This is a genomic window from Trinickia sp. NRRL B-1857 (assembly GCF_050470685.1).
GTDB lineage: Bacteria > Pseudomonadota > Gammaproteobacteria > Burkholderiales > Burkholderiaceae > Trinickia.
In genome coordinates this window covers 448,178-469,692 of sequence record NZ_JBFLUK010000001.1, presented here as the reverse complement: position 1 = coordinate 469,692, position 21,515 = coordinate 448,178, and the positions used below count along the sequence as shown (strand labels likewise).

Annotated in this window: 17 protein-coding genes and 1 pseudogene; 14 read left to right on the top strand and 4 right to left on the bottom strand. The window is 63.3% G+C overall.

Annotated features, from left to right (window positions below):
* Positions 1–51: 51 nt before the first annotated feature.
* Positions 52–2,370 (bottom strand): Tex family protein, encoded by a 2,319-nt coding sequence (locus tag AB1286_RS02155; RefSeq protein WP_430361710.1) that lies wholly within the window; start codon positions 2,368–2,370, stop codon positions 52–54.
* 134 nt (positions 2,371–2,504) lie between these two features.
* Between AB1286_RS02155 and AB1286_RS02150 the strand changes: the two genes are divergently transcribed.
* The 3 genes from AB1286_RS02150 to AB1286_RS02140 all read left to right on the top strand — a co-directional run bounded on the left by AB1286_RS02150 (position 2,505) and on the right by AB1286_RS02140 (position 5,977).
* Positions 2,505–3,305 (top strand): colicin transporter, encoded by an 801-nt coding sequence (locus tag AB1286_RS02150; protein ID WP_430361709.1) that lies wholly within the window; start codon positions 2,505–2,507, stop codon positions 3,303–3,305.
* Between the two features lie 88 nt (positions 3,306–3,393).
* On the top strand, positions 3,394–3,609 hold the full coding sequence (locus tag AB1286_RS02145; protein WP_430361708.1) for a DUF465 domain-containing protein: 216 nt from the start codon (positions 3,394–3,396) through the stop codon (positions 3,607–3,609).
* 64 nt (positions 3,610–3,673) lie between these two features.
* Positions 3,674–5,977 (top strand): ATP-dependent DNA helicase, encoded by a 2,304-nt coding sequence (locus AB1286_RS02140; protein ID WP_430361707.1) that lies wholly within the window; start codon positions 3,674–3,676, stop codon positions 5,975–5,977.
* A gap of 132 nt (positions 5,978–6,109) precedes the next feature.
* Here the strand turns inward: AB1286_RS02140 and AB1286_RS02135 are convergent, their stop codons facing one another.
* The gene (locus AB1286_RS02135) at positions 6,110–6,955 is read right to left on the bottom strand and encodes an outer membrane protein assembly factor BamD (RefSeq protein WP_430364967.1); all 846 of its coding nucleotides are present in this window, start codon (positions 6,953–6,955) and stop codon (positions 6,110–6,112) included.
* Between the two features lie 71 nt (positions 6,956–7,026).
* Here AB1286_RS02135 and AB1286_RS02130 point away from each other — a divergent pair, with 71 nt between their 5' ends.
* The 7 genes from AB1286_RS02130 to AB1286_RS02100 all read left to right on the top strand — a co-directional run bounded on the left by AB1286_RS02130 (position 7,027) and on the right by AB1286_RS02100 (position 15,847).
* Positions 7,027–8,223: an RluA family pseudouridine synthase gene (locus AB1286_RS02130; RefSeq protein ID WP_430361706.1), complete on the top strand. Its 1,197-nt coding sequence runs from the start codon at positions 7,027–7,029 to the stop codon at positions 8,221–8,223.
* 30 nt (positions 8,224–8,253) lie between these two features.
* A complete protein-coding gene (pgeF, locus tag AB1286_RS02125; protein WP_430364966.1) occupies positions 8,254–9,090 on the top strand; it encodes a peptidoglycan editing factor PgeF in 837 nt (278 codons plus the stop codon).
* A 413-nt stretch (positions 9,091–9,503) separates the two neighbouring features.
* Positions 9,504–11,333, top strand: a complete 1,830-nt coding sequence (gene phaC, locus AB1286_RS02120) for a class I poly(R)-hydroxyalkanoic acid synthase (protein WP_430364965.1) — start codon at positions 9,504–9,506, stop codon at positions 11,331–11,333.
* A gap of 73 nt (positions 11,334–11,406) precedes the next feature.
* Positions 11,407–12,588, top strand: coding sequence for an acetyl-CoA C-acetyltransferase (locus AB1286_RS02115; RefSeq protein WP_430361705.1), 1,182 nt, complete (start codon positions 11,407–11,409; stop codon positions 12,586–12,588).
* 97 nt (positions 12,589–12,685) lie between these two features.
* Positions 12,686–13,426: a 3-ketoacyl-ACP reductase gene (locus AB1286_RS02110; protein ID WP_430361704.1), complete on the top strand. Its 741-nt coding sequence runs from the start codon at positions 12,686–12,688 to the stop codon at positions 13,424–13,426.
* A 147-nt stretch (positions 13,427–13,573) separates the two neighbouring features.
* Positions 13,574–14,143 (top strand): polyhydroxyalkanoate synthesis repressor PhaR, encoded by a 570-nt coding sequence (phaR, locus tag AB1286_RS02105; protein WP_430361703.1) that lies wholly within the window; start codon positions 13,574–13,576, stop codon positions 14,141–14,143.
* Between the two features lie 666 nt (positions 14,144–14,809).
* A complete protein-coding gene (locus tag AB1286_RS02100; RefSeq protein WP_430361702.1) occupies positions 14,810–15,847 on the top strand; it encodes a DUF3800 domain-containing protein in 1,038 nt (345 codons plus the stop codon).
* A 67-nt stretch (positions 15,848–15,914) separates the two neighbouring features.
* Here AB1286_RS02100 and AB1286_RS02095 read toward each other — a convergent pair.
* Positions 15,915–16,275, bottom strand: a pseudogene (locus AB1286_RS02095) (DDE-type integrase/transposase/recombinase); the annotation flags it as partial.
* Between the two features lie 135 nt (positions 16,276–16,410).
* On the opposite strand from AB1286_RS02095, the gene rimO reads away from it, so the two are divergent.
* From rimO to AB1286_RS02080, 3 genes are all read left to right on the top strand, one after another.
* Entirely contained in the window at positions 16,411–17,790 is a 1,380-nt protein-coding gene (gene rimO / locus AB1286_RS02090; RefSeq protein WP_430361701.1) for a 30S ribosomal protein S12 methylthiotransferase RimO, read from the top strand.
* 116 nt (positions 17,791–17,906) lie between these two features.
* The gene (locus AB1286_RS02085) at positions 17,907–18,515 is read left to right on the top strand and encodes a hypothetical protein (RefSeq protein WP_430361700.1); all 609 of its coding nucleotides are present in this window, start codon (positions 17,907–17,909) and stop codon (positions 18,513–18,515) included.
* Positions 18,516–18,517: 2 nt separating this feature from the next.
* Positions 18,518–19,705: a cystathionine beta-lyase gene (locus tag AB1286_RS02080; protein ID WP_430361699.1), complete on the top strand. Its 1,188-nt coding sequence runs from the start codon at positions 18,518–18,520 to the stop codon at positions 19,703–19,705.
* Positions 19,706–19,783: 78 nt separating this feature from the next.
* On the opposite strand, the gene serB is transcribed toward AB1286_RS02080, so the two are convergent.
* Positions 19,784–20,623: a phosphoserine phosphatase SerB gene (gene serB / locus AB1286_RS02075; protein WP_430361698.1), complete on the bottom strand. Its 840-nt coding sequence runs from the start codon at positions 20,621–20,623 to the stop codon at positions 19,784–19,786.
* A gap of 323 nt (positions 20,624–20,946) precedes the next feature.
* Between serB and AB1286_RS02070 the strand changes: the two genes are divergently transcribed.
* Positions 20,947–21,498 carry a DUF6013 family protein gene (locus tag AB1286_RS02070; RefSeq protein ID WP_430361697.1) on the top strand — a complete coding sequence of 184 codons (552 nt, stop codon included), beginning with the start codon at positions 20,947–20,949 and terminating at the stop codon, positions 21,496–21,498.
* Positions 21,499–21,515 lie beyond the last annotated feature (17 nt).

Sequence of the window (21,515 nt, the reverse complement as noted above, 5' to 3'; positions counted from 1 at the left end):
ACACCCGACGCAATGTCGGCAGTAGCATGCCCTCGCTGAGCACGCGCCGGTTTAGCGCTGTTTGAGCTTGGCGAACGCCGCCGCCATCGCGCCCGCCGGTTCCGCCTCGCGCGTACGCTGCTGCGGGCGCGACGCTCCTCCCGGACGGCTGCCGCCGCGCTCGTCGCGCGAGGCGGGGGCCGCGTCGTCGGCAAGCCGCATCGTCAATGCGATGCGCTGGCGTTTGACGTCGACGTCGATCACCTTGACCTTGACGACCTGGCCGGCTTTGACGACCTCGTGTGGATCCTTGATGAACTTGGTCGACATCGCCGAGACGTGAACGAGCCCGTCTTGATGCACGCCGATATCGACGAACGCGCCGAATGCGGCGACGTTCGTGACGACGCCTTCGAGGACCATGCCAGGCGTCAGATCGGAGATTTTCTCGACGCCTTCGCGGAACGTGGCCGTCTTGAATTCGGGGCGCGGATCGCGGCCCGGCTTCTCGAGCTCGGAGAGGATGTCGCGCACGGTCGGCAGGCCGAAACGTTCATCGACGAACTCGGTGGGCGACAAACCGCTCAGCGCTTCGCGATTGCCGAGGACGTCGCCGATCTGCTTGCGAATTTTCGCGAGCATGCGCTCGACGACCGGATAGGCTTCCGGGTGCACCGAGGACCGGTCGAGCGGGTTCTCGCCGCCGTTGATACGCAAGAAGCCGGCTGCTTGCTCGAACGTCTTGTCGCCGAGGCGAGGCACTTTGCGAAGGTGTTCGCGCGAGGGGAAGGGGCCGTTCGCATCGCGAAACTCGACGATGTTGCGCGCGAGTGTGCTGTTTAGCCCCGAGACGCGGGCGAGCAAGGCGATCGACGCGGTATTGGCATCGACGCCAACCGCGTTCACGCAGTCTTCCACCACCGCATCGAGCGAGCGGGCGAGCTCACGCTGATTGACGTCGTGCTGGTATTGGCCGACGCCGATCGCCTTCGGTTCGATCTTCACGAGTTCGGCGAGCGGATCTTGAAGGCGACGCGCGATCGACACGGCGCCGCGCAGCGAGACGTCGAGATCCGGAAATTCCTTGGCGGCGAGTTCGGACGCCGAATAAACCGAGGCGCCGGCCTCGGAAACGACGATCTTTTGCAGCTTCAGTTCAGGGTGGCGGGCGATGAGTTCGCTCGCCAACTTGTCCGTTTCGCGCGATGCCGTGCCGTTGCCGATGCTGATCAGCTCGGCCTGCGTTTGAGCCGCGAGTCGGGCGAGCTTGGCGAGAGAGCCGTCCCAGTCGCGACGGGGCTCGTGCGGGTAGATCGTATCGGTCGCGAGCAGCTTGCCCGTGCGGTCGACGACGGCCACCTTGACCCCGGTGCGCAGACCCGGATCGAGGCCGATCACGGCCTTCGGGCCTGCCGGCGCGGCCAGCAGCAAATCCTTCAGATTGCGCGCGAACACGCGAATCGCTTCATGCTCGGCGGCTTCGCGCAACTGCGTGAGCAGTTCGTTTTCCAGGTGCGGCTGCACTTTCACGCGCCAGGACCAGCGGCAGACGTCGGAAAGCCACTTGTCGGCCGGGCGGTTTTGATTCGAGATGCCGGCGTGGCGAGCAATGATCGCCTCGCAGGGATGCGGCACCTGCGCGTCGAGCTCCTCGCCGAGTCCGAGCTTGATCATCAACACGCCGGCATTGCGGCCGCGGAACAACGCGAGCGCACGGTGCGAGGGCACCGTTTTCCAGGTTTCGGCGTAATCGTAGTAATCGCGGAATTTCTCGCCTTCCTCGTTTTCCTTGCCTTCCACGACCGACGAGGAAACGATGCCGCGCTCGGTCAGGTACTCGCGCAGCTTGCCGAGCAATTCCGCCGTTTCGCCGAACTGCTCCGAAAGGATGTCGCGCGCGCCGTCGAGCGCCGCTTTGACGTCCGCCACGCCTTTTTCGGCGTTGACATACGCTGCCGCTTCCGTTTGCGGATCCAGGCGCGGATCGGCCAAGAGCGCCTGCGCGAGCGGTTCGAGCCCCGCCTCGCGCGCAATTTGCGCGCGTGTGCGGCGCTTGGGCTTGTAGGGCAGATAGAGGTCTTCGAGGGCTTGTTTGCTGTCGGCAATATCGATGGCCGTGCGCAGCTCGTCGGTCAGCTTGCCTTGTTCCTCGATGCTCGCGAGGATCGTGGCGCGCCGCTCTTCCATTTCGCGAAGATAAAGCAGGCGCTCTTCGAGGTGGCGCAGTTGCGTATCGTCGAGGTTGTCCGTGACTTCCTTGCGGTAGCGGGCGATGAACGGGACTGTCGCGCCTTCGTCGAGCAGTTGCACGGCCGCGGCGACTTGGCGCGGCTGCACGGTCAGTTCGGTCGCGATGCGCTGTACGATCTTGAGTGCTACGGTGTCCGTCATAGAAGCGTTTGGCTGCGGGGCCCCGGTAGCGTGCCCCGAAAATGGGGAAACGCCGGCCGGCGGCCGGGTTGCTGAAGCGGCGCATTTTGCCACAAATGCCCGGGCGGTCGGGCGTGGGTGTTAGAATTTCGACCATGTTCCGATCCCCGCCTACGACGTTGCCAACCTCCCGTTTTTCCTTTGTTCTGCGTGCCGCGACTCTCGCCGCGACGGCGCTCGCGTGTTCGTTCGCGATGCCGGCCGCCATTGCACAAGTCGCACCGGCCGACGCGCCCGCAAGCGACGCGGCGGCCGCACGCACGCGCGATTTCCAGGCGCGCCAGCAGGCGCTTGACACCCGCACCGCTGAAAACGAGTACGAATACGGTGTCGCAGCGCACAACTGCTATAGCAAGTTTTTCGTCAATGCCTGCCTAGACCGCGCGCGCGACAAGATGCGCACCGCGCGCGGGCGTATCCACGCCGAACAGCTCGCGCTTGACGACGAGCGCCGGGCCGCGCATGCGCAGCAACGCGACGAGCAAGACGCGCTGCGTCGCGCACGCGACGAGCAGCAAGCGCCGCAGCGCGAGGCGACGGCGGCGGCCAATACCCAGGCGTACGAGCAAAAGCAGCGTCAGCACGAGCTCGATCAAGCTCAGCGCGGCGCCGAGGCGCCGCAGCGCGCGGCCAATCAGGCGGCTTTCGGCAACAAGCAGTCGGACTATCAGCGCAAGCTCGATCAGGCCCGGCAGAACGCGGCGAAGGACGCGGCCGAGCGAGCCGATCGAGCAGCGCGATTTGCGCAAAAGCAGACGGATGCGGCGCAGCACAAGACCGATGTGGAAGCGCGCCAGAAGCAGGCTGCGCAAAAAGCGCAAGAACAGCAGCAGGAACAGAAGCAGCAGCAGGAACAGCAAAAGCGTCTGCAACAGGAGCAGCAGGACAGCGACTGAGGCATAGCGGTTTTGCTGGTGGACGGTAACCTCGGGCGTGTTAGCCGCAAGGAGCGGGAGGCGCGCCCAACGAACCGAGGAGTCGACCATGCGTGGCCATCAGGCGATCCAACCGAACACGCTTCGCGATCGTATTTTGCAACTGCAATCGGAGCATAGCGAACTCGATCGCATGATCGATAAACTGGCGGTCTCCTCGGACATCACCGACCTTGAGCTAAGGCGTCTGAAAAAACGCAAGCTCAAGGTCAAAGACGACATCTTGTTGCTGCAATTGCAGCTCGAACCGGACGGGCACGCGTAAGCGGCGAACGGGCAAGCGTTCGCGCCGCGCGCCTCGCGCCGGTCATTGCAGGGAAACGCTTGCCTTGAATTCACCGCTCGATGCCTCTAACGAGGCGCCGCTCGCCGCGGCGCCGCAATCGCCCAAGGGGCAGCCCGATGGCGCCGCGCAGACGGCGCCCGCCAAGCAGGACGTGCGCTCGCCGCACGCGCTTGCCGCTGCGCTCGCCCCGCGCCGGCGCGCCGAACTCGACGCGATTTTCGCGAACGACGGCCTGCTCGCGCGCACGATCGACGGCTACCGGCCCCGCGCATCTCAAATCGAGATGGCGTGCGCGGTGGCTGCCGCCATGGAGGCGTCTGGGCGCGCCATGCCCGAACCCGCTATGTTCGAGGCGCAACGCCGCCCCGCGCGCCGTTTGCGCGGCGAGGGCGAAGCGCGTGCCGAGGGCGCGGGTGCCGCGCGCGATGAGCACACCCCATCCGAGGAAGGCGCGGCCGGCGAGAACACGCTGATCGTGGAAGCCGGCACGGGCACCGGCAAGACATTTGCGTATCTCGTCCCCGCCATGCTCTGGGGCGGCAAGGTCATCATCTCGACGGGCACGAAGCACTTGCAGGATCAGCTCTTTCAGCGCGACGTGCCGACCGTGCGCGACGCGCTCGCCGTGCCGGTGTCCGTTGCGATGCTCAAGGGGCGCGCCAACTACCTGTGCCATTACTATCTGCAACGCACGGCCGACAATGGACGCTTGCCGTCACGGCAAGATACGGCCTATTTGCAGGACATCGTTCGCTTCGCCAAGATCACGCGCACGGGCGACAAGGCCGAACTCGCGAGCGTGCCCGAGACCGCCCCCGTCTGGTCGATGGTTACGTCGACGCGCGAAAACTGTCTCGGTCAGGAGTGCCCGAACTACAAGGACTGCTTCGTTATGCAGGCGCGGCGCGAGGCCCAGCAGGCCGACATCGTCGTCGTCAACCACCACCTGTTTTTCGCCGACATCATGTTGCGCGACACGGGGATGGCCGAACTGCTGCCGACGGCCAATACGATCGTATTCGACGAAGCGCACCAACTGCCCGAGACGGCCACGCTCTTTTTCGGCGAAACGCTATCGACGGCGCAGCTGCTCGAACTGGCACGCGACGTGGTGGCCGAGGGCTTGGCGCATGCGCGCGACGCCGTCGAATGGGTTAAGCTCGGCGCGGCCCTGGAGCGCGCGGCGCGCGACGTCCGGCTCGCGTTCAAAGACGACACCCTTCGCGTCTCCGCGGCGCAGCTAGGCGAGGATCATCCGCTGTACGGCGCGCTCGACGCCCTCGAGGCGGCGCTGGAGGCGGTCGCGGCCGCGCTTGCCGGTCAGGCCGAGCGCGCGGAATCGCTCGGCGCCTGCATGCGGCGAGCGCGCGAATTGCAAGATCAGCTTTCAAGGTGGACATCGCTGCCTGCCGAGGAAACGCCCGCGCCGGCGGCCACGGCCGCGTCGTCCGCGGCAACACCGTCCGGCGGCGCCGATTTCAACGAACGGATTCGCTGGGTAGAAGTGTTCGCCCATTCCGTTCAACTCCATGAAACGCCGCTTTCGGTCGCGCCGATTTTCGCGAAGCAGCGCGCGGGGGTGCCGCGCGCATGGATCTTCACGTCGGCCACCTTGTCCGTGCGCGGCGACTTCACGCACTATGCGGCGCAGATGGGGCTCGACGCTCGCCGTTCGATGACGCTGCCCAGTCCTTTCGATTACGGTACGCAAGGGCTGCTTTACGTTCCTCGCAATTTGCCGCAGCCGTCGTCGCCGGCTTTCACGGACGCCGTGTTCGAAGCTGCGTTGCCCGCCATCGAAGCGGCGGGCGGGGGCGTTTTCTTCCTCTGCACGACGTTGCGCGCGGTGGATCGCATCGCGAACAAATTGCGTGAAGTGATCGAGGCCCGCGGATGGGCGATGCCGTTGCTCGTCCAAGGCGATGCGAGCCGCACGGAGTTGCTCGACCGTTTTCGTGCCTACGGCAACGCGATCCTAGTCGGAAGCCAAAGCTTCTGGGAAGGCGTGGACGTACGCGGCGACGCGCTTTCGCTCGTCGTCATCGACAAGCTGCCGTTTGCGCCGCCCGACGATCCGGTGCTATCGGCGCGGCTCGACGCGCTGACGAAAAAGGGGCTTAGCCCGTTCGCCGTGCATCAGTTGCCGCAGGCGGTCATTACGTTGAAGCAGGGCGCCGGCCGCCTCATTCGCGCCGAAACCGACCGGGGCGTGTTGATGATCTGCGATACGCGCCTCGTCGATAAACCGTATGGCCGGCGAATCTGGCAAAGTCTCCCGCCGTTCAAGCGCACGCGCGAAATCGAGGTCGTGCGGGAATTTTTCGAGGAAGGCAAAGCGCAGCGTTGAGCGGGCAAGTCCCGCCCGTCCAATCGAAAGACGACAAAAAACCGGCCCAAGTGGCCGGTTTTTTCTTGGCTCGGCGCCGCGCCCGCTAATGGGTCTAACGTGCCGAACCGTGGGCGCTTCGCCGGTCTTGGCTTAGAACTGCCACCAGGATTTCTTCGTGCCGGGGCGCGGGTGGCCGGTGATGTAGGGGCTATCCGGGAACGTCCCGGCGAGCACGCGGCGCGTGTCGTCGGCAAGCTTCGTCTCATTGAGCTTCGTGTACGAGAGCATCATGATGTGAAGCGCGTCCTCGATCGCGGGGGCGTTCTTGTACTCCTTGACCGCCGACTGCGCGCGGTTGATCGCCGCCACGTATGCGCCGCGACGATAGTAGTAATCGGCCGCGTGCACTTCGTAGGAAGCGAGTGCGTTCACGATGTAGCGCATGCGAGCGGCCGCATCCGGCGCGTACTTGCTATCGGGATATTTATCCACGACGACTTTGAAGGCATCGTACGACTCGCGCAGCGATTTCGGATCGCGTTCGCTCATGTCCTGGCCGGAGAAGCGCCCGAACAGGCCGAGGTCGTCGTTGAAGTGAATCATCCCCTTCAAGTAGTACGCGTAGGCGATGTCGGGGTGATCGGGGTGCAGTCGAATGAAGCGATCGATCGCTTCATCGGCAGCGGCCGTCTCGCTGTCTTTCCAATTGCAATAGGCGACGTTGATCTCCGCCTGTTGTGCAAAATGGCCGAACGGGTCGCGGCCTTCGAGCGCCTCGAAGTATTTCGCGCACTTGCCCCAGTCGCCGCTCGTCAATGCATCCTGGGCCTCCGAGTATAATTTGTTATTCGCCCAGCCAGCCGTCTCGTCGGTCTTTTGCGGCAGGCCGTGGCAGCCTGCCACGAGCATCGCGGCCGCGGCAAGGGCCAGGCCGGCCGAAGCGGATTGAACCGCACGCTTCGCCGCGCGGCTTGCCGCGCACGAGGCCGTGCGCATCATGGTGTTGAAGGCTCGCCGCATTTCTCCACGCTTCCTAGCAATCAGTCTCACTCAGTGACCCAGTTTCAATGACCCGCACACGTCCTTCCGGCAACATGCTCGGCCCTATCGATGAAAGCGCCGATTATAGCCGAAGCAGCAGTCCCGCCGACGCTCGCGCAGACAAGACCTCGAACGCTTGCTCTGCCTCCGACATACTTAGCGCCGCAAATGCGCCGGACGACGCGCCGCGCATCGCGCTCGTGCCCGCCGCGCTAGCCGGAGAGCGGCTCGACAAAGTACTCGCCAAGGTGTTTCCGGAATTCTCGCGCAGCCGCTTGCAAAGCTGGACCGAAGCCGGGCGTGTATTGCTGAACGGCGCGCCGGCGAAAGTGCGTCAGGCGGTGCCGCTCGACGCGCGCATCGAGCTTACCCCCGATCGTCTGCCGGAGCAGCTTGCGTTTACCCCTGAGCCGGTGCCGCTCGACGTCGTCTACGAGGACGAGACGCTTGTCGTCATCAATAAGCCCGCCGGCCTCGTCGTGCACCCGGCCGCGGGCAATTGGAGCGGCACGATCTTGAACGGGCTGCTTTATCGCTACCCCGACGCAGCCGGATTGCCGCGCGCCGGTATCGTTCATCGGCTCGACAAAGAGACGTCGGGCCTGATGGTGATCGCCCGTACGCTCGAAGCGCAAACCGATCTCGTGCGTCAACTCCAGGCGCGTACCGTCAAGCGCCGTTATGTCGCGCTCGTATGGGGCGCAATGCCCGGCGAAGGCCTCATCGACGCACCGATCGGGCGCGATCCGCGCGAACGTACCCGCATGGCCGTGGTGGCGGGGGCCTCGGGCAAAAGCGCGCGCACGCGTTTCCGTCTCGTCGATCAGACGATTTGGAAACAGCAAACCGTGAGCGCCATTCATTGCGATCTCGAGACGGGCCGCACCCATCAGATTCGCGTGCATTGCGCGCATGCCGGGCATCCGTTGCTCGGCGATCCCGTGTACGGCAGCGCACGGGGCCGCCGCTCGAGCGCGCCGTTGCCGGGCGGCTTCGCGCGGCAAGCGCTTCATGCGTGGCAACTTGGGCTCGTGCACCCGGGCACGGGACGGCCGATACGTTGGCGGGCCGAGCTGCCCGACGATATGGCCGAACTCGTCCAAGCGCTTGGCTTCGGGCAGGAAGCCGCTCAGTTCGAAGAAGGCGAGTTCGACGACGAGGGGTACGACGAGTCCGACGTTTTCGAGGGCGACTACGAGGACGAAGACGCCGATATCGAATGACGGATGCTCAACGAACGACTAAGACAACCGATGACGATGAAACCCGATATCGCGCCGCCGGCGTTGACCGAAGCGCAATGCCTACGTCCCGATTGGGATGTGCCGCCGCGCGTACGCGCGCTCGTCACGACGCGCGCGGGCGGCGTAAGCTTGCCGCCCTACGGCCGCTGGACGGGCGAGGGCGAAGCGCCGGGCGGCCTGAACCTCGGTCTGCATACCGGTGACGATCCCGTTCATGTGACAGCCAATCGAGCACGTTTGCTTTCGCTTGCCGGCGTGCGTGCCGCATGGCTCGAACAAGTTCACGCAGATGCGGTCGTGCTCGCCGACGAAGTGCCGCCGGACGTCCCGGTGCGAGCCGACGCAAGCGTGACGTCGAAGCCCGGCGTGGCTTGTCTCGTCATGGTGGCCGATTGCTTGCCGGTTCTGCTCAGCGACGAGCAAGGGCGAGCGGTGGGCGCGGCGCATGCGGGCTGGCGCGGCCTCGTGGCCGGCATTGTCGAAAAGAGCGCGCGGCGCGTTGCCGAGCTCGCGAATTGCGCCCCGGACACGCTCCATGCGTATCTGGGGCCGGCTATCGGCCCGCAGGCATTCGAAGTCGGCGACGAGGTGCGCGACGCCTTTCTGGCGGCGGCCAAGCCTGCGGAGCGCGAGGCGACCGCTCATGCTTTCGTGCCGCGCGCGGGAACGCCCGGCAAGCATTGGGCTGATCTATACGCGCTCGCACGTCTGCGCTTGGCGCGACTCGGCGTGACGCGGGTGAGCGGCGGGGACGCCTGCACGGTGACCGATCGCGAGCGTTTTTATTCGTATCGGCGCGACCGTGTGACGGGCCGAATGGCGGCGCTTGTCTGGCTGGCCGACTGACGCGGCTCGGCATCCCCGCGCCGCACAACGAGCGATACCGCGAAAGCCCCAGGCTCGGCCGCGCGGAGCATGGGCCGGCGGTGCGCGACCGGGCGCGCATGCCGGTGGGGCTTGGCTTGCGCGTTCGCGATCGACATCGGGAAAACGATAATAAAAAACCTATCGCGCTGCGGCAAAATCGGTCCGAAGCATTGACATGCCTCGTGGCGGGGAGCAAGAATGACCGCTCGCAAGGGTGAGCGCAGCGAGGGTCGCGAGGGTTCGCCCACGTATGCTCGACGCCCGCCTCTCAACCAGTCTTCCGAGACTCACGGCCAAAAGCGGGTATGACTGCATCAAAACGTCGATCGACTTCTTCTCAGACCGAAACGTCTTCGAGCCGCGAGCAGCAAGCCGAAGCAGGCAACGCGGACATGCAACGGATGTTCGAGGGTTGGATGGGCGCTTGGCGCTCGTTTGCCGATCCGAGCAAATGGCCGGCGGCGCAGCCCGGCGCGATGGCGGGCCAAGCGCCGAACGGCCATGCGGGCAATGGCGCGTTTCCGTTCGGTTTTCAGATGCCGCCTATGCCGCCGATTCCCTCGCTTGGGCTGCCTTCGATGGCCGACGCCCAGCAGGCCTTCGCGGGGATGAAGCTCCCCGTCGCGTCGATCCCGCCCGAGCGGCTGCAAGCGCTGCAAGCGGATTACTCGCGCGATTGCCTCGCGCTGCTGCAACAAGCGAGCGGCGCCGACAAAACGACGCCCGAGTTGCCCGATCGGCGCTTCAGTTCGGAGGCCTGGAAGGCGACGCCCGCATTCGCTTATACGGCCGCTTGGTATCTGCTCAATGCGCGCTACCTGCAAGCGTTGGCCGATGCGGTCGATGCCGATGCGAAGACGCGTGAGCGGATCCGCTTCGCGGTCGGACAGTGGACCGCCGCGGCCTCGCCGAGCAACTTTCTCGCGTTGAATCCCGAAGCGCAAAAGGCGCTGCTCGACACGCACGGGGAGAGCCTGCGCCAAGGCGTCATGAATCTCTTGGCGGATATGCGTCGCGGCAAGATTTCGCAGAGCGACGAATCGCGCTTCGTCGTGGGCAAGAACATCGGCGCGACCGAGGGCGCCGTCGTCTTCGAAAACGAGCTCATCCAGCTGATCCAGTACCAGCCGCGCACGCCGAGCGTGTTCGAGCGCCCGCTGCTGATGGTGCCGCCTTGCATCAACAAGTTCTACATTCTCGATTTGCAGCCCGAGAGTTCGCTCGTCGCGCATGCGCTCGAGAGCGGACACCAGGTCTTCATGATTTCCTGGCGCAATGTCGATGCGTCGCTCGCCGGGAAAACCTGGGACGACTACATCAACGACGGCGTGCTTGCCGCGATCGACGTAGTCAAGAGCGTCAGCGGGCGAGAGCAGATCAATACGTTCGGCTTCTGCATCGGCGGCACCATGATCGCGGCGGCGCTGGCCGTGCTCGCGGCGCGCGGAGAACATCCGGCGGCGTCGATGACGCTGCTCACGGCGATGCTCGATTTCTCCGATACCGGCGTGCTCGACGTGTTCGTCGACGAAGCCCACGTGCGCATGCGCGAGCAAGCGATCGGCGGCGGCAACGGCGCGCCGCCGGGGCTCATGCGCGGGATCGAGTTTGCCAACGCATTCTCGTTTCTACGCCCCAACGATCTCGTATGGAACTACGTGGTCGACAACTATCTCAAAGGGCGCACGCCGGCGCCGTTCGACTTGCTGTACTGGAACGGGGATTCGACGAATTTGCCGGGACCGATGTACGTCTGGTATCTGCGCAACACATACCTCGAGAACAAGTTGCGCGAGCCGGGTGCGTTGACGGTGTGCGGCGAGGCGCTCGATTTGTCGCGCATCGACGTGCCGACGTTCATCTACGGCTCGCGCGACGACCATATCGTGCCGTGGCGTACGGCATATGCGTCGGCCCCCTTGCTGACGGGGCCCCAGCGCTTCGTGCTCGGCGCGTCGGGGCATATCGCGGGGGTCATCAACCCACCGGCGAAAGGCAAGCGCAGCTATTGGTCGCACGAAGGCAATGAAAAGACGCTGCCGGGCAACCCGGACGACTGGTTCGACCAAGCCGTCGAGAAGCCCGGCAGTTGGTGGCCCGACTGGATGGCGTGGCTCGAGCCGTACGGAGGCAAGAAGGTGAAGGTACGTGCGCAGCTCGGATCGGCCGAATACCCGGTCATCGAGCCCGCGCCGGGGCGTTACGTTCAAGAGCGCGATTGAGCGCGCCCGCTAAGATTTCCAACTAGGATGCGCGGCTTTTCATTGAGCCGCCTCACCCGCAAGGAGTCGCAAAATGACTGACGTAGTGATCGTATCGGCCGCTCGCACCGCCGTGGGCAAGTTCGGCGGCTCGCTCGCGAAGATCCCCGCACCGGAACTCGGTGCGACGGTCGTTCGCGCGGTGCTCGAGCGCGCGGGCGTCAAGCCCGAGCAGGTGAGCGAAGTCATCTTGGGCCAAGTGCTCGCGGCCGGCTCAGGCCAGAACCCGGCGCGTCAGGCGCTGATCAAGGCTGGGTTGCCCTCGGCCGTGCCGGGCATGACGATCAACAAGGTATGCGGCTCGGGTTTGAAGGCCGTGATGTTGGCCGCGAATGCCGTGATCGCGGGCGACGCCGACATCGTCGTTGCCGGCGGCCAAGAGAACATGAGCGCGGCGCCGCACGTGTTGCCCGGATCGCGCGACGGCTTCCGCATGGGCGATGCCAAGCTCATCGACACGATGATCGTCGACGGCCTATGGGACGTCTACAACCAGTACCACATGGGCATCACGGCCGAGAATGTGGCGAAGGAATACGGCATTACGCGCGAAGAGCAGGACAAGTTCGCCGCGCTGTCGCAAAACAAGGCCGAGGCGGCGCAAAAGGCCGGACGTTTCGACGACGAAATCGTTCCGGTCGAGATCCTGCAACGCAAGGGTGAACCGATCAGCTTCGTCACGGACGAATTCGTTCGTCACGGCGTAACTCCGGATGCGCTCGCTAGTTTGAAGCCCGCCTTCTCGAAGGAAGGCACGGTGACGGCGGCTAACGCATCGGGCATTAATGATGGCGCCGCGGCCGTGCTCGTCATGTCGGCGAAAAAGGCCGAAGCACTTGGCCTGACGCCGCTTGCGCGCATCAAGGCCTACGCTAACGCAGGCGTCGATCCTAAAGTGATGGGGATGGGGCCGGTGCCGGCTTCGCGCCGTTGTCTCGAGCGCGCGGGCTGGTCGGTGGGCGACCTCGATCTGATGGAAATCAACGAGGCGTTCGCGGCGCAGGCGCTGGCTGTCCACAAGCAGATGGGCTGGGATACGTCGAAGATCAACGTGAACGGCGGCGCGATCGCCATCGGTCACCCGATCGGCGCATCCGGTTGCCGGATTCTCGTGACGTTGCTGCACGAGATGAAAAAGCGTGACGCGAAGCGCGGTTTGGCCTCGCTTTGTATTGGCGGCGGGATGGGTGTCGCACTCGCGGTCGAGCGCTTCTGATCGAAGCGCGAAGCGCCGCCGCGAAGGGCCGCGCGCGGCGGTACGGAGGAGGGGCGCCGCAAGGCGTCCCCAGAAAAACAGGAATGGAGCGTGACTCATGACTCAGCGTATTGCGTACGTAACGGGCGGGATGGGCGGCATCGGCACTGGGATTTGTCAGCGCCTGCATCGGCAAGGCTTCAAGGTGGTGGCAGGTTGCGGTCCGAACTCGCCGCGCCGCGTCACTTGGCTCGAGCAACAAAAGGCGCTCGGCTACGATTTCGTCGCGTCGGAGGGTAACGTCGGCGACTGGGAATCCACCAAAGCCGCATTCGACAAGGTGAAGGCCGAGGTAGGCGAGGTCGACGTGCTCGTCAACAACGCGGGCATCACGCGCGACGTCGTGTTCCGCAAGATGACGCACGAGGATTGGACGGCCGTCATCGATACGAACCTCACGAGCCTGTTTAACGTCACGAAGCAAGTGATCGACGGCATGGTGGAGCGCGGCTTCGGACGCGTCATCAACATTTCGTCCGTGAACGGGCAAAAGGGTCAGTTCGGGCAGACGAACTATTCGACGGCCAAGGCCGGCATTCACGGCTTCACGATGGCGCTGGCGCAAGAAGTGGCGACCAAGGGCGTGACGGTCAATACGGTATCGCCAGGCTATATCGGCACGGATATGGTGAAATCGATTCGCGCGGACGTGCTCGAAAAGATCATCGCGACGATTCCCGTTCGGCGCCTGGGTACGCCCGAGGAAATCGCCTCGATCGTGGCTTGGCTGGCCTCGGAAGAGTCGGGTTTCTCGACGGGCGCCGATTTCTCGCTGAACGGCGGTTTGCACATGGGCTGATGCGTTTTGCGCCGGCGGCGATCGATATTGCCGCCGGCGTAAAACGGGTTAAAGTGTATAGGTTTGGGGGTCCGGTTCGCTGCGGGAGACGCGGCGGACTACGAGGGCGCCGTTATTGCGCTGCGTTGCGTTCATAAAAGGCATTACATGTCGACTACAAAGAAAACAGCCGAGCGATTCATTAAAAAGTACCCGAACCGCCGGCTCTACGACACCGAAACGAGCACATACATCACGCTTAGCGACGTGAAACAGCTCGTGCTCGATCAGGAGGACTTCAAGGTCATCGATGCGAAGACCAACGAAGATCTCACGCGCAGCATCTTGCTCCAGATCATCCTCGAAGAGGAGAGCGGTGGCGTGCCGATGTTTTCTTCGTCGATGCTGTCGCAAATCATCCGGTTCTACGGTCATGCGATGCAAGGCATGATGGGCACCTATTTGGAAAAGAACATCCAAGCGTTCATCGATATTCAAAACAAGCTCGCCGAGCAATCGAAGAACCTCTACGAAGGCAATGCGCTCAATCCCGAGGTGTGGTCGCAGTTCATGAACATGCAAGCGCCGATGATGCAAGGGATGATGACGAGCTATATCGAGCAGTCGAAGAACATGTTCGTGCAGATGCAAGAGCAGATGCAGAACCAGGCTAAGACGATGTTCAGTTCGTTCACGTTCAATAAGCCGGGCCAAGGCCCCGAGCCCGAGAAGAAGTAAGGTCTTCTCCGGCTCCGCTCGCATTCGGCGCCGCAGCGCCGCGGCGAGCGCCGCGAGTTCCGGCGGCGGCAATGGATGCCGCCTCGCGGTACAATACGCGGTTAGTCCGGGAGGCGGCGCGTCAATCCTTGCGCATGATTTGGTCGCCCGGCGTCATTGCCATTCGCTGGATCACCTCATGTCGCACACTCCCACTTCCGCCGTGCCCACCCCGGCTGCCGGCACGCCGGCCGCACCCAAGGTCGGCTTCGTCTCGCTCGGCTGCCCGTAAGTCACTTGAAATATATTGCCGGGTCGAAGGTGTGGGCGAGGAGCGACTCGTACGTGCCATGTTTTGGAGCTGCGCGTAGTGTCCCTAGATCTCGCGGCTTCGCCTTTTCGGGACAGGAGTATAAGGTTGGATCGAGGGCCCTCGGCTGCCACGCCAGATGATGCTCTAGAAGTTTTTGGCAACGAAATTCGTAAGGCAAAAATTGCACAGGCAGAAGTACTGCCCAAAATGTCAACCAAAGTCGTTGACATTGCACTTACAGCCCCCTAATATTGCTAGTACGATTAGGCGATGCCTGAATCGCTCGTCGAACGGGGAAGCCCGGCGACAAATACGGCCACAGGCCGCCAAACAGCCGCTTAAGCGGCTGTTTTCATTTCCGGGGACAGAAGACTGTGACGTACATCTGCTACATCGACGAAGCAGGAAACAGCGCTGCGTTGCCGTCCGGCAATACCGACAACCAGCCCGTGTTGGTCATTGCGGGGTTGATCGTGCAGCAGGACGCGCTGTCAGACATCACGCGCGAATTTCTGGCGCTCAAACGCAAATACTTTCCCGGCTCTTTCACGTCGATCCACCTACTAGATGACGTTCGGGAGGAAATTAAAGGCTCCGATTTGCGAAGCGCGATTCGGAAGAAAGCACACAAAGCAACGACTCAGTTGCGGTTCATTGACGAGACTCTCGAACTGCTTGAACGCTACGAGTGCCGAATTCTCGCTGACATCTGGGTCAAGGGCATTGGTACTGAATTCAAGGCGCGTGAAACCTATACCCAGTCCGTTCAACATGCTTGCCGGTCGTTTCAAGCATATCTGGAGAGCAAGGACGCGCGCGGCTTCATGGTCGCTGACTTCAGAACAACGCAACTGAACGATCAGGTTGCCCATTCAATTTTTACCCAAAAGTACCGAGCGAAGGGTGACCCGTTTTCGCACATCCTCGAACTGCCAACGTTTGGCGTCAGCAATAATCATGTCGGCCTCCAAATCACGGATATTCTTTGCACCACGTTGCTATTTCCGATGGCGTCGTCTGTGTACTGCTTTGGTCACGTTACAGGTGTCCACGTCAACGCTCGCGATTTGGTAGTGCGCCGTCGCTATGCGAAGCGAGTAAAGAACCTGCAATTCAAGTCTGGCGCTTACTGGAGCGTCTCGGTCTGGGACAAGCTCAAAAAGCGGGCGTCTGCCGAGCTGTTCGTTGTACCTCCGCTCGCCGCCAAGTCCACGGCGCAAGCGCAACATGCAAAAGTCGAGCAAATGGCGAAACGGACCTCACGACCGGCCCAGGTCGACAATTTCGGCTTGATCTTGGAAGAAGTCTTGAAAAAGGGATCTGTACCGACGAACGATCCAGCCGCGCCAGTTATCACTTCATCGACCGACGGGGCACGTTTAAGCGATGAAGCGGATAGGGCTGCGAAATGACCTTGTCCCTGCCTCGCGAATCCCATAACCGAGAGATTTATGCAGCTCGCCCCTGCTGAGCAGCGAACTAGTTTTTCTCGAACATCATGGGGCTGACGTAGTCGAGCGTCGAGTGTCGCCGGCGCGAATTATAAAAGCCAAGGCAGTCGACGATCTCATCCATGGACGCACGCCGGGTCGCGAGGTTCCGGCCATGCCAGGCGTGCAACTTTCAGCGAGGCCCATAGGCTTTCGGTCGGGGCATTGTCTTAACAATCGCGCCGCCGACTCATCGACGAGCGCATGCCGTAGGCTTTCAGCGTGTCCTGGAACAGCCCGCTGCAATACTGGCTACCCCTGTCGCTACGGACAATGACGCCAGCGTCCGGGCGGCGCCGGAACCACGCCATACGCAGGGCATCGGCGACCGGCTCTGCTTTCATGCGTGGCCGATACAATGAGCGAAACGCCTGCGTATCATACAAAGAACACAACTGGCATCCGGCTGCCCGACGGAAGGTTCGTGCCGCGAGATGGCGGCACGCTACAATAGCGGTTTAGCCGCGCTCAAGGCGTCGTAATATATGAATTCCCCTTTGAAATCAAATGCCTCGCCCAAGATTGGGATGGTCAGCCTCGGCTGCCCCAAAGCGCTCGTCGATTCCGAGCAGATCATCACGCAGCTGCGCGCCGAGGGCTATGAAATTTCGGGGACTTATGACGGGGCCGATCTGGTCGTCGTCAATACCTGCGGCTTCATCGACGAAGCCGTCCAGGAGAGTCTCGATGCGATCGGCGAGGCGCTGACCGAAAACGGAAAGGTCATCGTTACGGGGTGTCTCGGCGCGAAGAAGAGCGCCAGCGGCTCCGGGCTCATCGAGGAAGTGCATCCGAAGGTGCTCGCCGTGACCGGCCCCCATGCCGTCGGCGAAGTGATGCAGGCCGTGCATAGTCATTTGCCGAAGCCGCACGATCCGTTCGTCGATCTCGTACCGGCCGCGGGCATCAAGCTCACGCCGCGTCACTATGCCTATCTGAAAATCTCCGAAGGCTGCAACCATCGCTGCGCGTTTTGCATCATTCCGTCGATGCGCGGCGATCTCGTGTCGCGGCCCGTCGCCGAAGTCATGCTCGAGGCCGAAAACCTCTTCAAATCCGGCGTGAAGGAGTTGCTCGTCATCTCGCAAGATACGAGTGCCTACGGCGTCGACGTCAAATTCCGAACCGGCTTCTGGAACGGACGTCCGCTCAAGACGCGCATGACGGAACTCGTCGGTGCGTTGGGCGAACTCGCGGCGCAATATGGCGCTTGGGTGCGGCTGCACTATGTCTACCCGTATCCGCACGTCGACGAAATCATCCCGATGATGGCCGAGGGTCCGCTCAAGGGACACGTGCTGCCGTATCTCGACATTCCGTTCCAGCACGCCGATCCGGAAGTGCTCAAACGCATGAAGCGGCCGGCCAACGCCGAGCGTACGCTCGAGCGCGTGGCTGCCTGGCGCCGTATGTGCCCCGAGCTCACGATCCGCAGCACGTTCATCGCCGGCTTCCCCGGCGAGACCGAAGCGCAGTTCGAAACGCTGCTCGAATTCATCCGTGCGGCTGAACTCGATCGCGTCGGCTGTTTCGCATACTCGCCCGTCGAAGGCGCGACTGCCAACGAGCTCGACGGCGCATTGCCCGACGAAGTGCGCGAGGAGCGCCGCGCCCGCTTCATGGAAGTCGCGGAAGAAGTCTCGTCGCGCCGGTTGAAACGCAAGGTCGGCAAGACGCTCAAAGTGCTCATCGACGAAGTCAATGCGGACGGCGGTATCGGCCGGACCGCGTCCGACGCGCCCGAGATCGACGGTGTCGTCTACGTGGCGCCCGCCTCGAAAGCGTCGAAGCGCTATAAGGCCGGCGATTTCGTATCGGTCAGGATCACGGGCGCGGACGGCCACGATTTGTGGGGCGAGGTCTGAACGCAACGCCCGGCCATCATGCCGTCCATCGCTGGAGGGAAGTCACGGTGAGCTGCGGTAAGCGAGTTCGGCATGGAATGCTTCGTACCGCGCGCAGGCGTCTGTGCGCGCGATTCGTGTCCTTTTCGCTGCTCGTGCTCGTCGGCCTATCGCTTCATCCGGCATGGGCTCAACAGGCGACGTTGCCGGCCGCGGTCATGAAGGAGCAAGCCGACGACGCCGCCGATCGGGTGGCGCAGCAGCGTTCGGATGCAGCCGCCGTCATATCGGAAGGCAGCTCCGATGCCGCCGAATCGGTCGCAACCGAAGCTGCGGATGCGGCCGACTCGATCGTGCAGCAATCTGCCGACGGCGCTGCCGCGGCAGTCCCGCAGGTCCCGCAGCCGCTTGCGCCAAATCCCGAATTTGCCCATTTCCCGCGTTATGTCGGCATGCTCGGCACGCGAAAGATCGAACTGCGCCTCGGCAAGAAAACCGACGATCCGACGGGTGTTCACGGCGAATACCGATTTGCCGACACCGGTGAAGTCGTGCTCGTCGCGGGCGACCGCGAAGGCGACGTGCTGGAAATCGAGGATTCCGATGACGGCCGTTCGATCGCCGGCAATTGGGTCGGCCGCTTCACGGCCGACGGCACGCTGGCCGGCGACCGTATGAACGCAGACGATTCCGACCCGCAACCGTTCGTTCTCCATCCGCTCTCAGCCCCTTTATCGACTCGCTGACTATGACCGATTCCGCATCCTCTCGCGCACGCCAGACTCGCCTCGTCCATCCCGAGCACGACATCGCTCCTGGTTTCGAATCGTTCGCGACGCCGGTGATGCGCGCATCGACCGTGGTATTTCCCGATTTGGCGGCCGTGCGCAGCGCCGATTGGCGCAACGATGCGCAGTGGCGCTACGGGCTGCATGCCACGCCCACCTCCGCGGCATTGATGCAGCGGCTTGCCCAAATCGAAGGCGGCAAGCATGCGCTGTTGCAGCCGTCCGGGTTGAGTGCGATTTCGAACGTCTACTTCGGCTTGGTGAAATCGGGCGACGACGTTTTGATTCCCGACAACGTCTACTCCCCGAATCGCGAACACGGCAATTGGCTCGCGCACGACTTCGGTCTATCGGTGCGTTTCTACGATCCGATGATCGGTGCGGGGATTTCGGAGTTGATTCAGCCGAACACGCGTCTGATTTGGATCGAGGCGCCGGGATCGGTAACGATGGAAGTGCCCGACGTTCCCGCAATTGTCGCAGCGGCACGCGCGCGCAATGTCGTCACGGCGATCGATAACACCTACTCGGCGGGGCTCGCCTTCCGTCCGCTCGAGCATGGCGTGGATATCTCCGTCCAAGCGTTGACGAAGTATCAATCGGGCGGCAGCGACGTGCTGATGGGCGCGACGATTACGGCGAGCGACGAGTTGCACCAGAAGCTCAAGCTTGCGCGCATGCGCATGGGCATTGGCGTGTCGGTCGACGATTGCTCTCTCGTCCTGCGCAGCTTGCCGAGCATGAAGGCTCGCTTCGAGGCGCACGACCGTAGCGCGCTTGCGTTGGCGCATTGGCTCAAGGCACGCCCCGAGATTGCGGCCGTCTTGCATCCCGCGTTGCCTGACTGTCCGGGCCACGCGGCGTTCATGCGCGACTTCACGGGAGCGGGTGGGTTGTTCTCGGTCATATTCGACGAACGCTATAGCGCAGCGCAAGTCGATGCGTTCGTCGAGGCGCTCGAGCTATTCGCCATCGGCTGGAGCTGGGGTGGTGCGCATAGTCTGGCGATGCCTTACGACATCGCGTCGATGCGGTCCGCGGCGCAATGGCCTCACCGCGGCACGCTGGTACGTTTCTATGTGGGGCTGGAGGAAGAGGCCGATCTGCGCGCGGATATCGAGCGCGCCATGGGGCTAGCGTTGCGCTGAGCATCCGTTTCGGCGCGGGCGAGCGCCGGTAGCCGGGCTCGCCGTAAGCTTGGGGCGCGCGCGTGCGCCCCTCGCTGTTCAGAACAACCGCAGCAGGCCGTCGAGGCCCACGTGATTGAACGCGACGTTGGCCGCCGCGCGAACGACCGGCTTGGCGCGGAAGGCGACCGACAAGCCGGCTTCGGCCATCATCTCGAGGTCGTTCGACCCATCGCCCATCACAATCGCTTGCGACGTCGCAATGCCGAGCTTGGCGCAGGTCTGTTGCACCGTCCGCGCTTTCACGCTTGCGTTCACAATCTCTCCCGTCACTTTGCCCGTCAGTTTTCCGTCGACGATTTCCAGCGTGTTCGCATGCGCGAAATCGAGGCCGAGTTGCGCTTTGAGCCGCTCCGTGAAGAACGTGAAGCCGCCCGAGACGAGCAGCGTGCGCAAGCCGGCGGCCTTCGCGGCCGAGAGCATCGTTTCAGCCCCGGGCGACAGCCTTAGGCGTTCGACGAAGACTTGCTCGAGCGCTGTTGCGTCGAGCCCTTTGAGCAGGGCGACGCGTGCCGTCAAGCTTTCGTTGAAGTCCTTGATCTCGCCGCGCATCGACGCTTCGGTGATCGCCGACACCTCTGCCTTAAGCCCGCAAAAATCGGCGATTTCGTCGATGCATTCGATCGTGATCAACGTCGAATCCATATCCATCGCGACGAGCCCGAAATCGCGCAGCGTGCGACCGGCCGGCACATACGCGTAATCGAGCGCGTGCGTCGTGCAATACGATTCGATGTCCGGGCGCTGCGCCGGATCGGCTTCGGCAATGCGAAGCGCGCATGGATCGAGCGACTGCATTTGCGTCCCGCGCGAGAGGGCGACGAGCGGCTTGACGTGGGCGGCCGCTAACGGTTCGGGGCTTTGTACGACGAGATTCATGAACGATGCGCCAGGGAGTGCCACCGGATTCGGCGGGCGAAAAAAAGTGCGGCTATTGTAGCCGGTTCGATCGTAAGTCCTCGATAGCCGAGGCCGGGGGGCGGCACGAAGCTTGCCGCATTGTTGCCATCGCCGATTCGCGCGATCGCTCCGTGCGGAGGAGGGGATCATGAGGATGCAACCCGATAACGATGTCGTGCGCAAGCGGGGCAACCCCCGACGGGCCGACGCAGTCTTTCGCGCGAGTTCGGATTAGACTGGGAACGCGTTATCGACATCGCCCCCGTGCTCTAAAGCGCGGCGCGGCTCGCCAGGAGGTGCACATGAGGGTTCGCTTGAAACCTGTAGCGGTTTGGGTGTTCGTCGCCGCATCGACGGCCGGCTTCGCGGGGCTCGCGCAGGCTGCGCCGCCCATCACCGTCACCTCGAAGACGCCCGCCGACGGACCGATCAAGTACACGGTCAAGGTCGCATCGAAGACGTACGGCAATGTCCAGGACACGCGCACGATTCGGTCGGGACAAACCGACGACTATACGTGGAAGAGCACGCCGCCCGGTGCTGCCGTAAGCGCATCCGAGCCATGCCCCAACTATGGATCGATGTCCCTCGATGCGAACGGCACGGTGCAGCGGCAAATGCGCATTCGGCTCGCGCCGACGGTTGCGGCCGACGGGACCGCGACCGTGCAAATGAGCGTCCAAGCGAGCACGCCGCACGGCAAGACGTCCGTCAAAGTGCACGGCAAGACGCTCCAGTGCCCGGGCGTCGATATGCTGAGTCAAGTCGTGCGGTTCACGATGCCGACGAGCGGCAGCGCGAAAACGGTCACGCTCAGCGACGGCACGCAGGTGACCGTTTCGGCGCAGCGATAACCTTAGCGGCGGCGCCC

Bases quoted from the DNA above. Each gene is read 5' to 3' on its own strand.
- AB1286_RS02115 (WP_430361705.1), top strand. From the start codon at position 11,407: ATGACTGACGTAGTGATCGTATCGGCCGCTCGCACCGCCGTGGGCAAG.
- serB (WP_430361698.1), bottom strand. From the start codon at position 20,623: ATGAATCTCGTCGTACAAAGCCCCGAACCGTTAGCGGCCGCCCACGTC.
- AB1286_RS02080 (WP_430361699.1), top strand. From the start codon at position 18,518: ATGACCGATTCCGCATCCTCTCGCGCACGCCAGACTCGCCTCGTCCAT.
- AB1286_RS02150 (WP_430361709.1), top strand. From the start codon at position 2,505: ATGTTCCGATCCCCGCCTACGACGTTGCCAACCTCCCGTTTTTCCTTT.
- rimO (WP_430361701.1), top strand. From the start codon at position 16,411: ATGAATTCCCCTTTGAAATCAAATGCCTCGCCCAAGATTGGGATGGTC.
- AB1286_RS02110 (WP_430361704.1), top strand. From the start codon at position 12,686: ATGACTCAGCGTATTGCGTACGTAACGGGCGGGATGGGCGGCATCGGC.
- phaR (WP_430361703.1), top strand. From the start codon at position 13,574: ATGTCGACTACAAAGAAAACAGCCGAGCGATTCATTAAAAAGTACCCG.
- AB1286_RS02135 (WP_430364967.1), bottom strand. From the start codon at position 6,955: ATGCGCACGGCCTCGTGCGCGGCAAGCCGCGCGGCGAAGCGTGCGGTT.
- AB1286_RS02145 (WP_430361708.1), top strand. From the start codon at position 3,394: ATGCGTGGCCATCAGGCGATCCAACCGAACACGCTTCGCGATCGTATT.
- pgeF (WP_430364966.1), top strand. From the start codon at position 8,254: ATGACGATGAAACCCGATATCGCGCCGCCGGCGTTGACCGAAGCGCAA.
- AB1286_RS02070 (WP_430361697.1), top strand. From the start codon at position 20,947: ATGAGGGTTCGCTTGAAACCTGTAGCGGTTTGGGTGTTCGTCGCCGCA.
- AB1286_RS02155 (WP_430361710.1), bottom strand. From the start codon at position 2,370: ATGACGGACACCGTAGCACTCAAGATCGTACAGCGCATCGCGACCGAA.
- phaC (WP_430364965.1), top strand. From the start codon at position 9,504: ATGCAACGGATGTTCGAGGGTTGGATGGGCGCTTGGCGCTCGTTTGCC.
- AB1286_RS02130 (WP_430361706.1), top strand. From the start codon at position 7,027: ATGACCCGCACACGTCCTTCCGGCAACATGCTCGGCCCTATCGATGAA.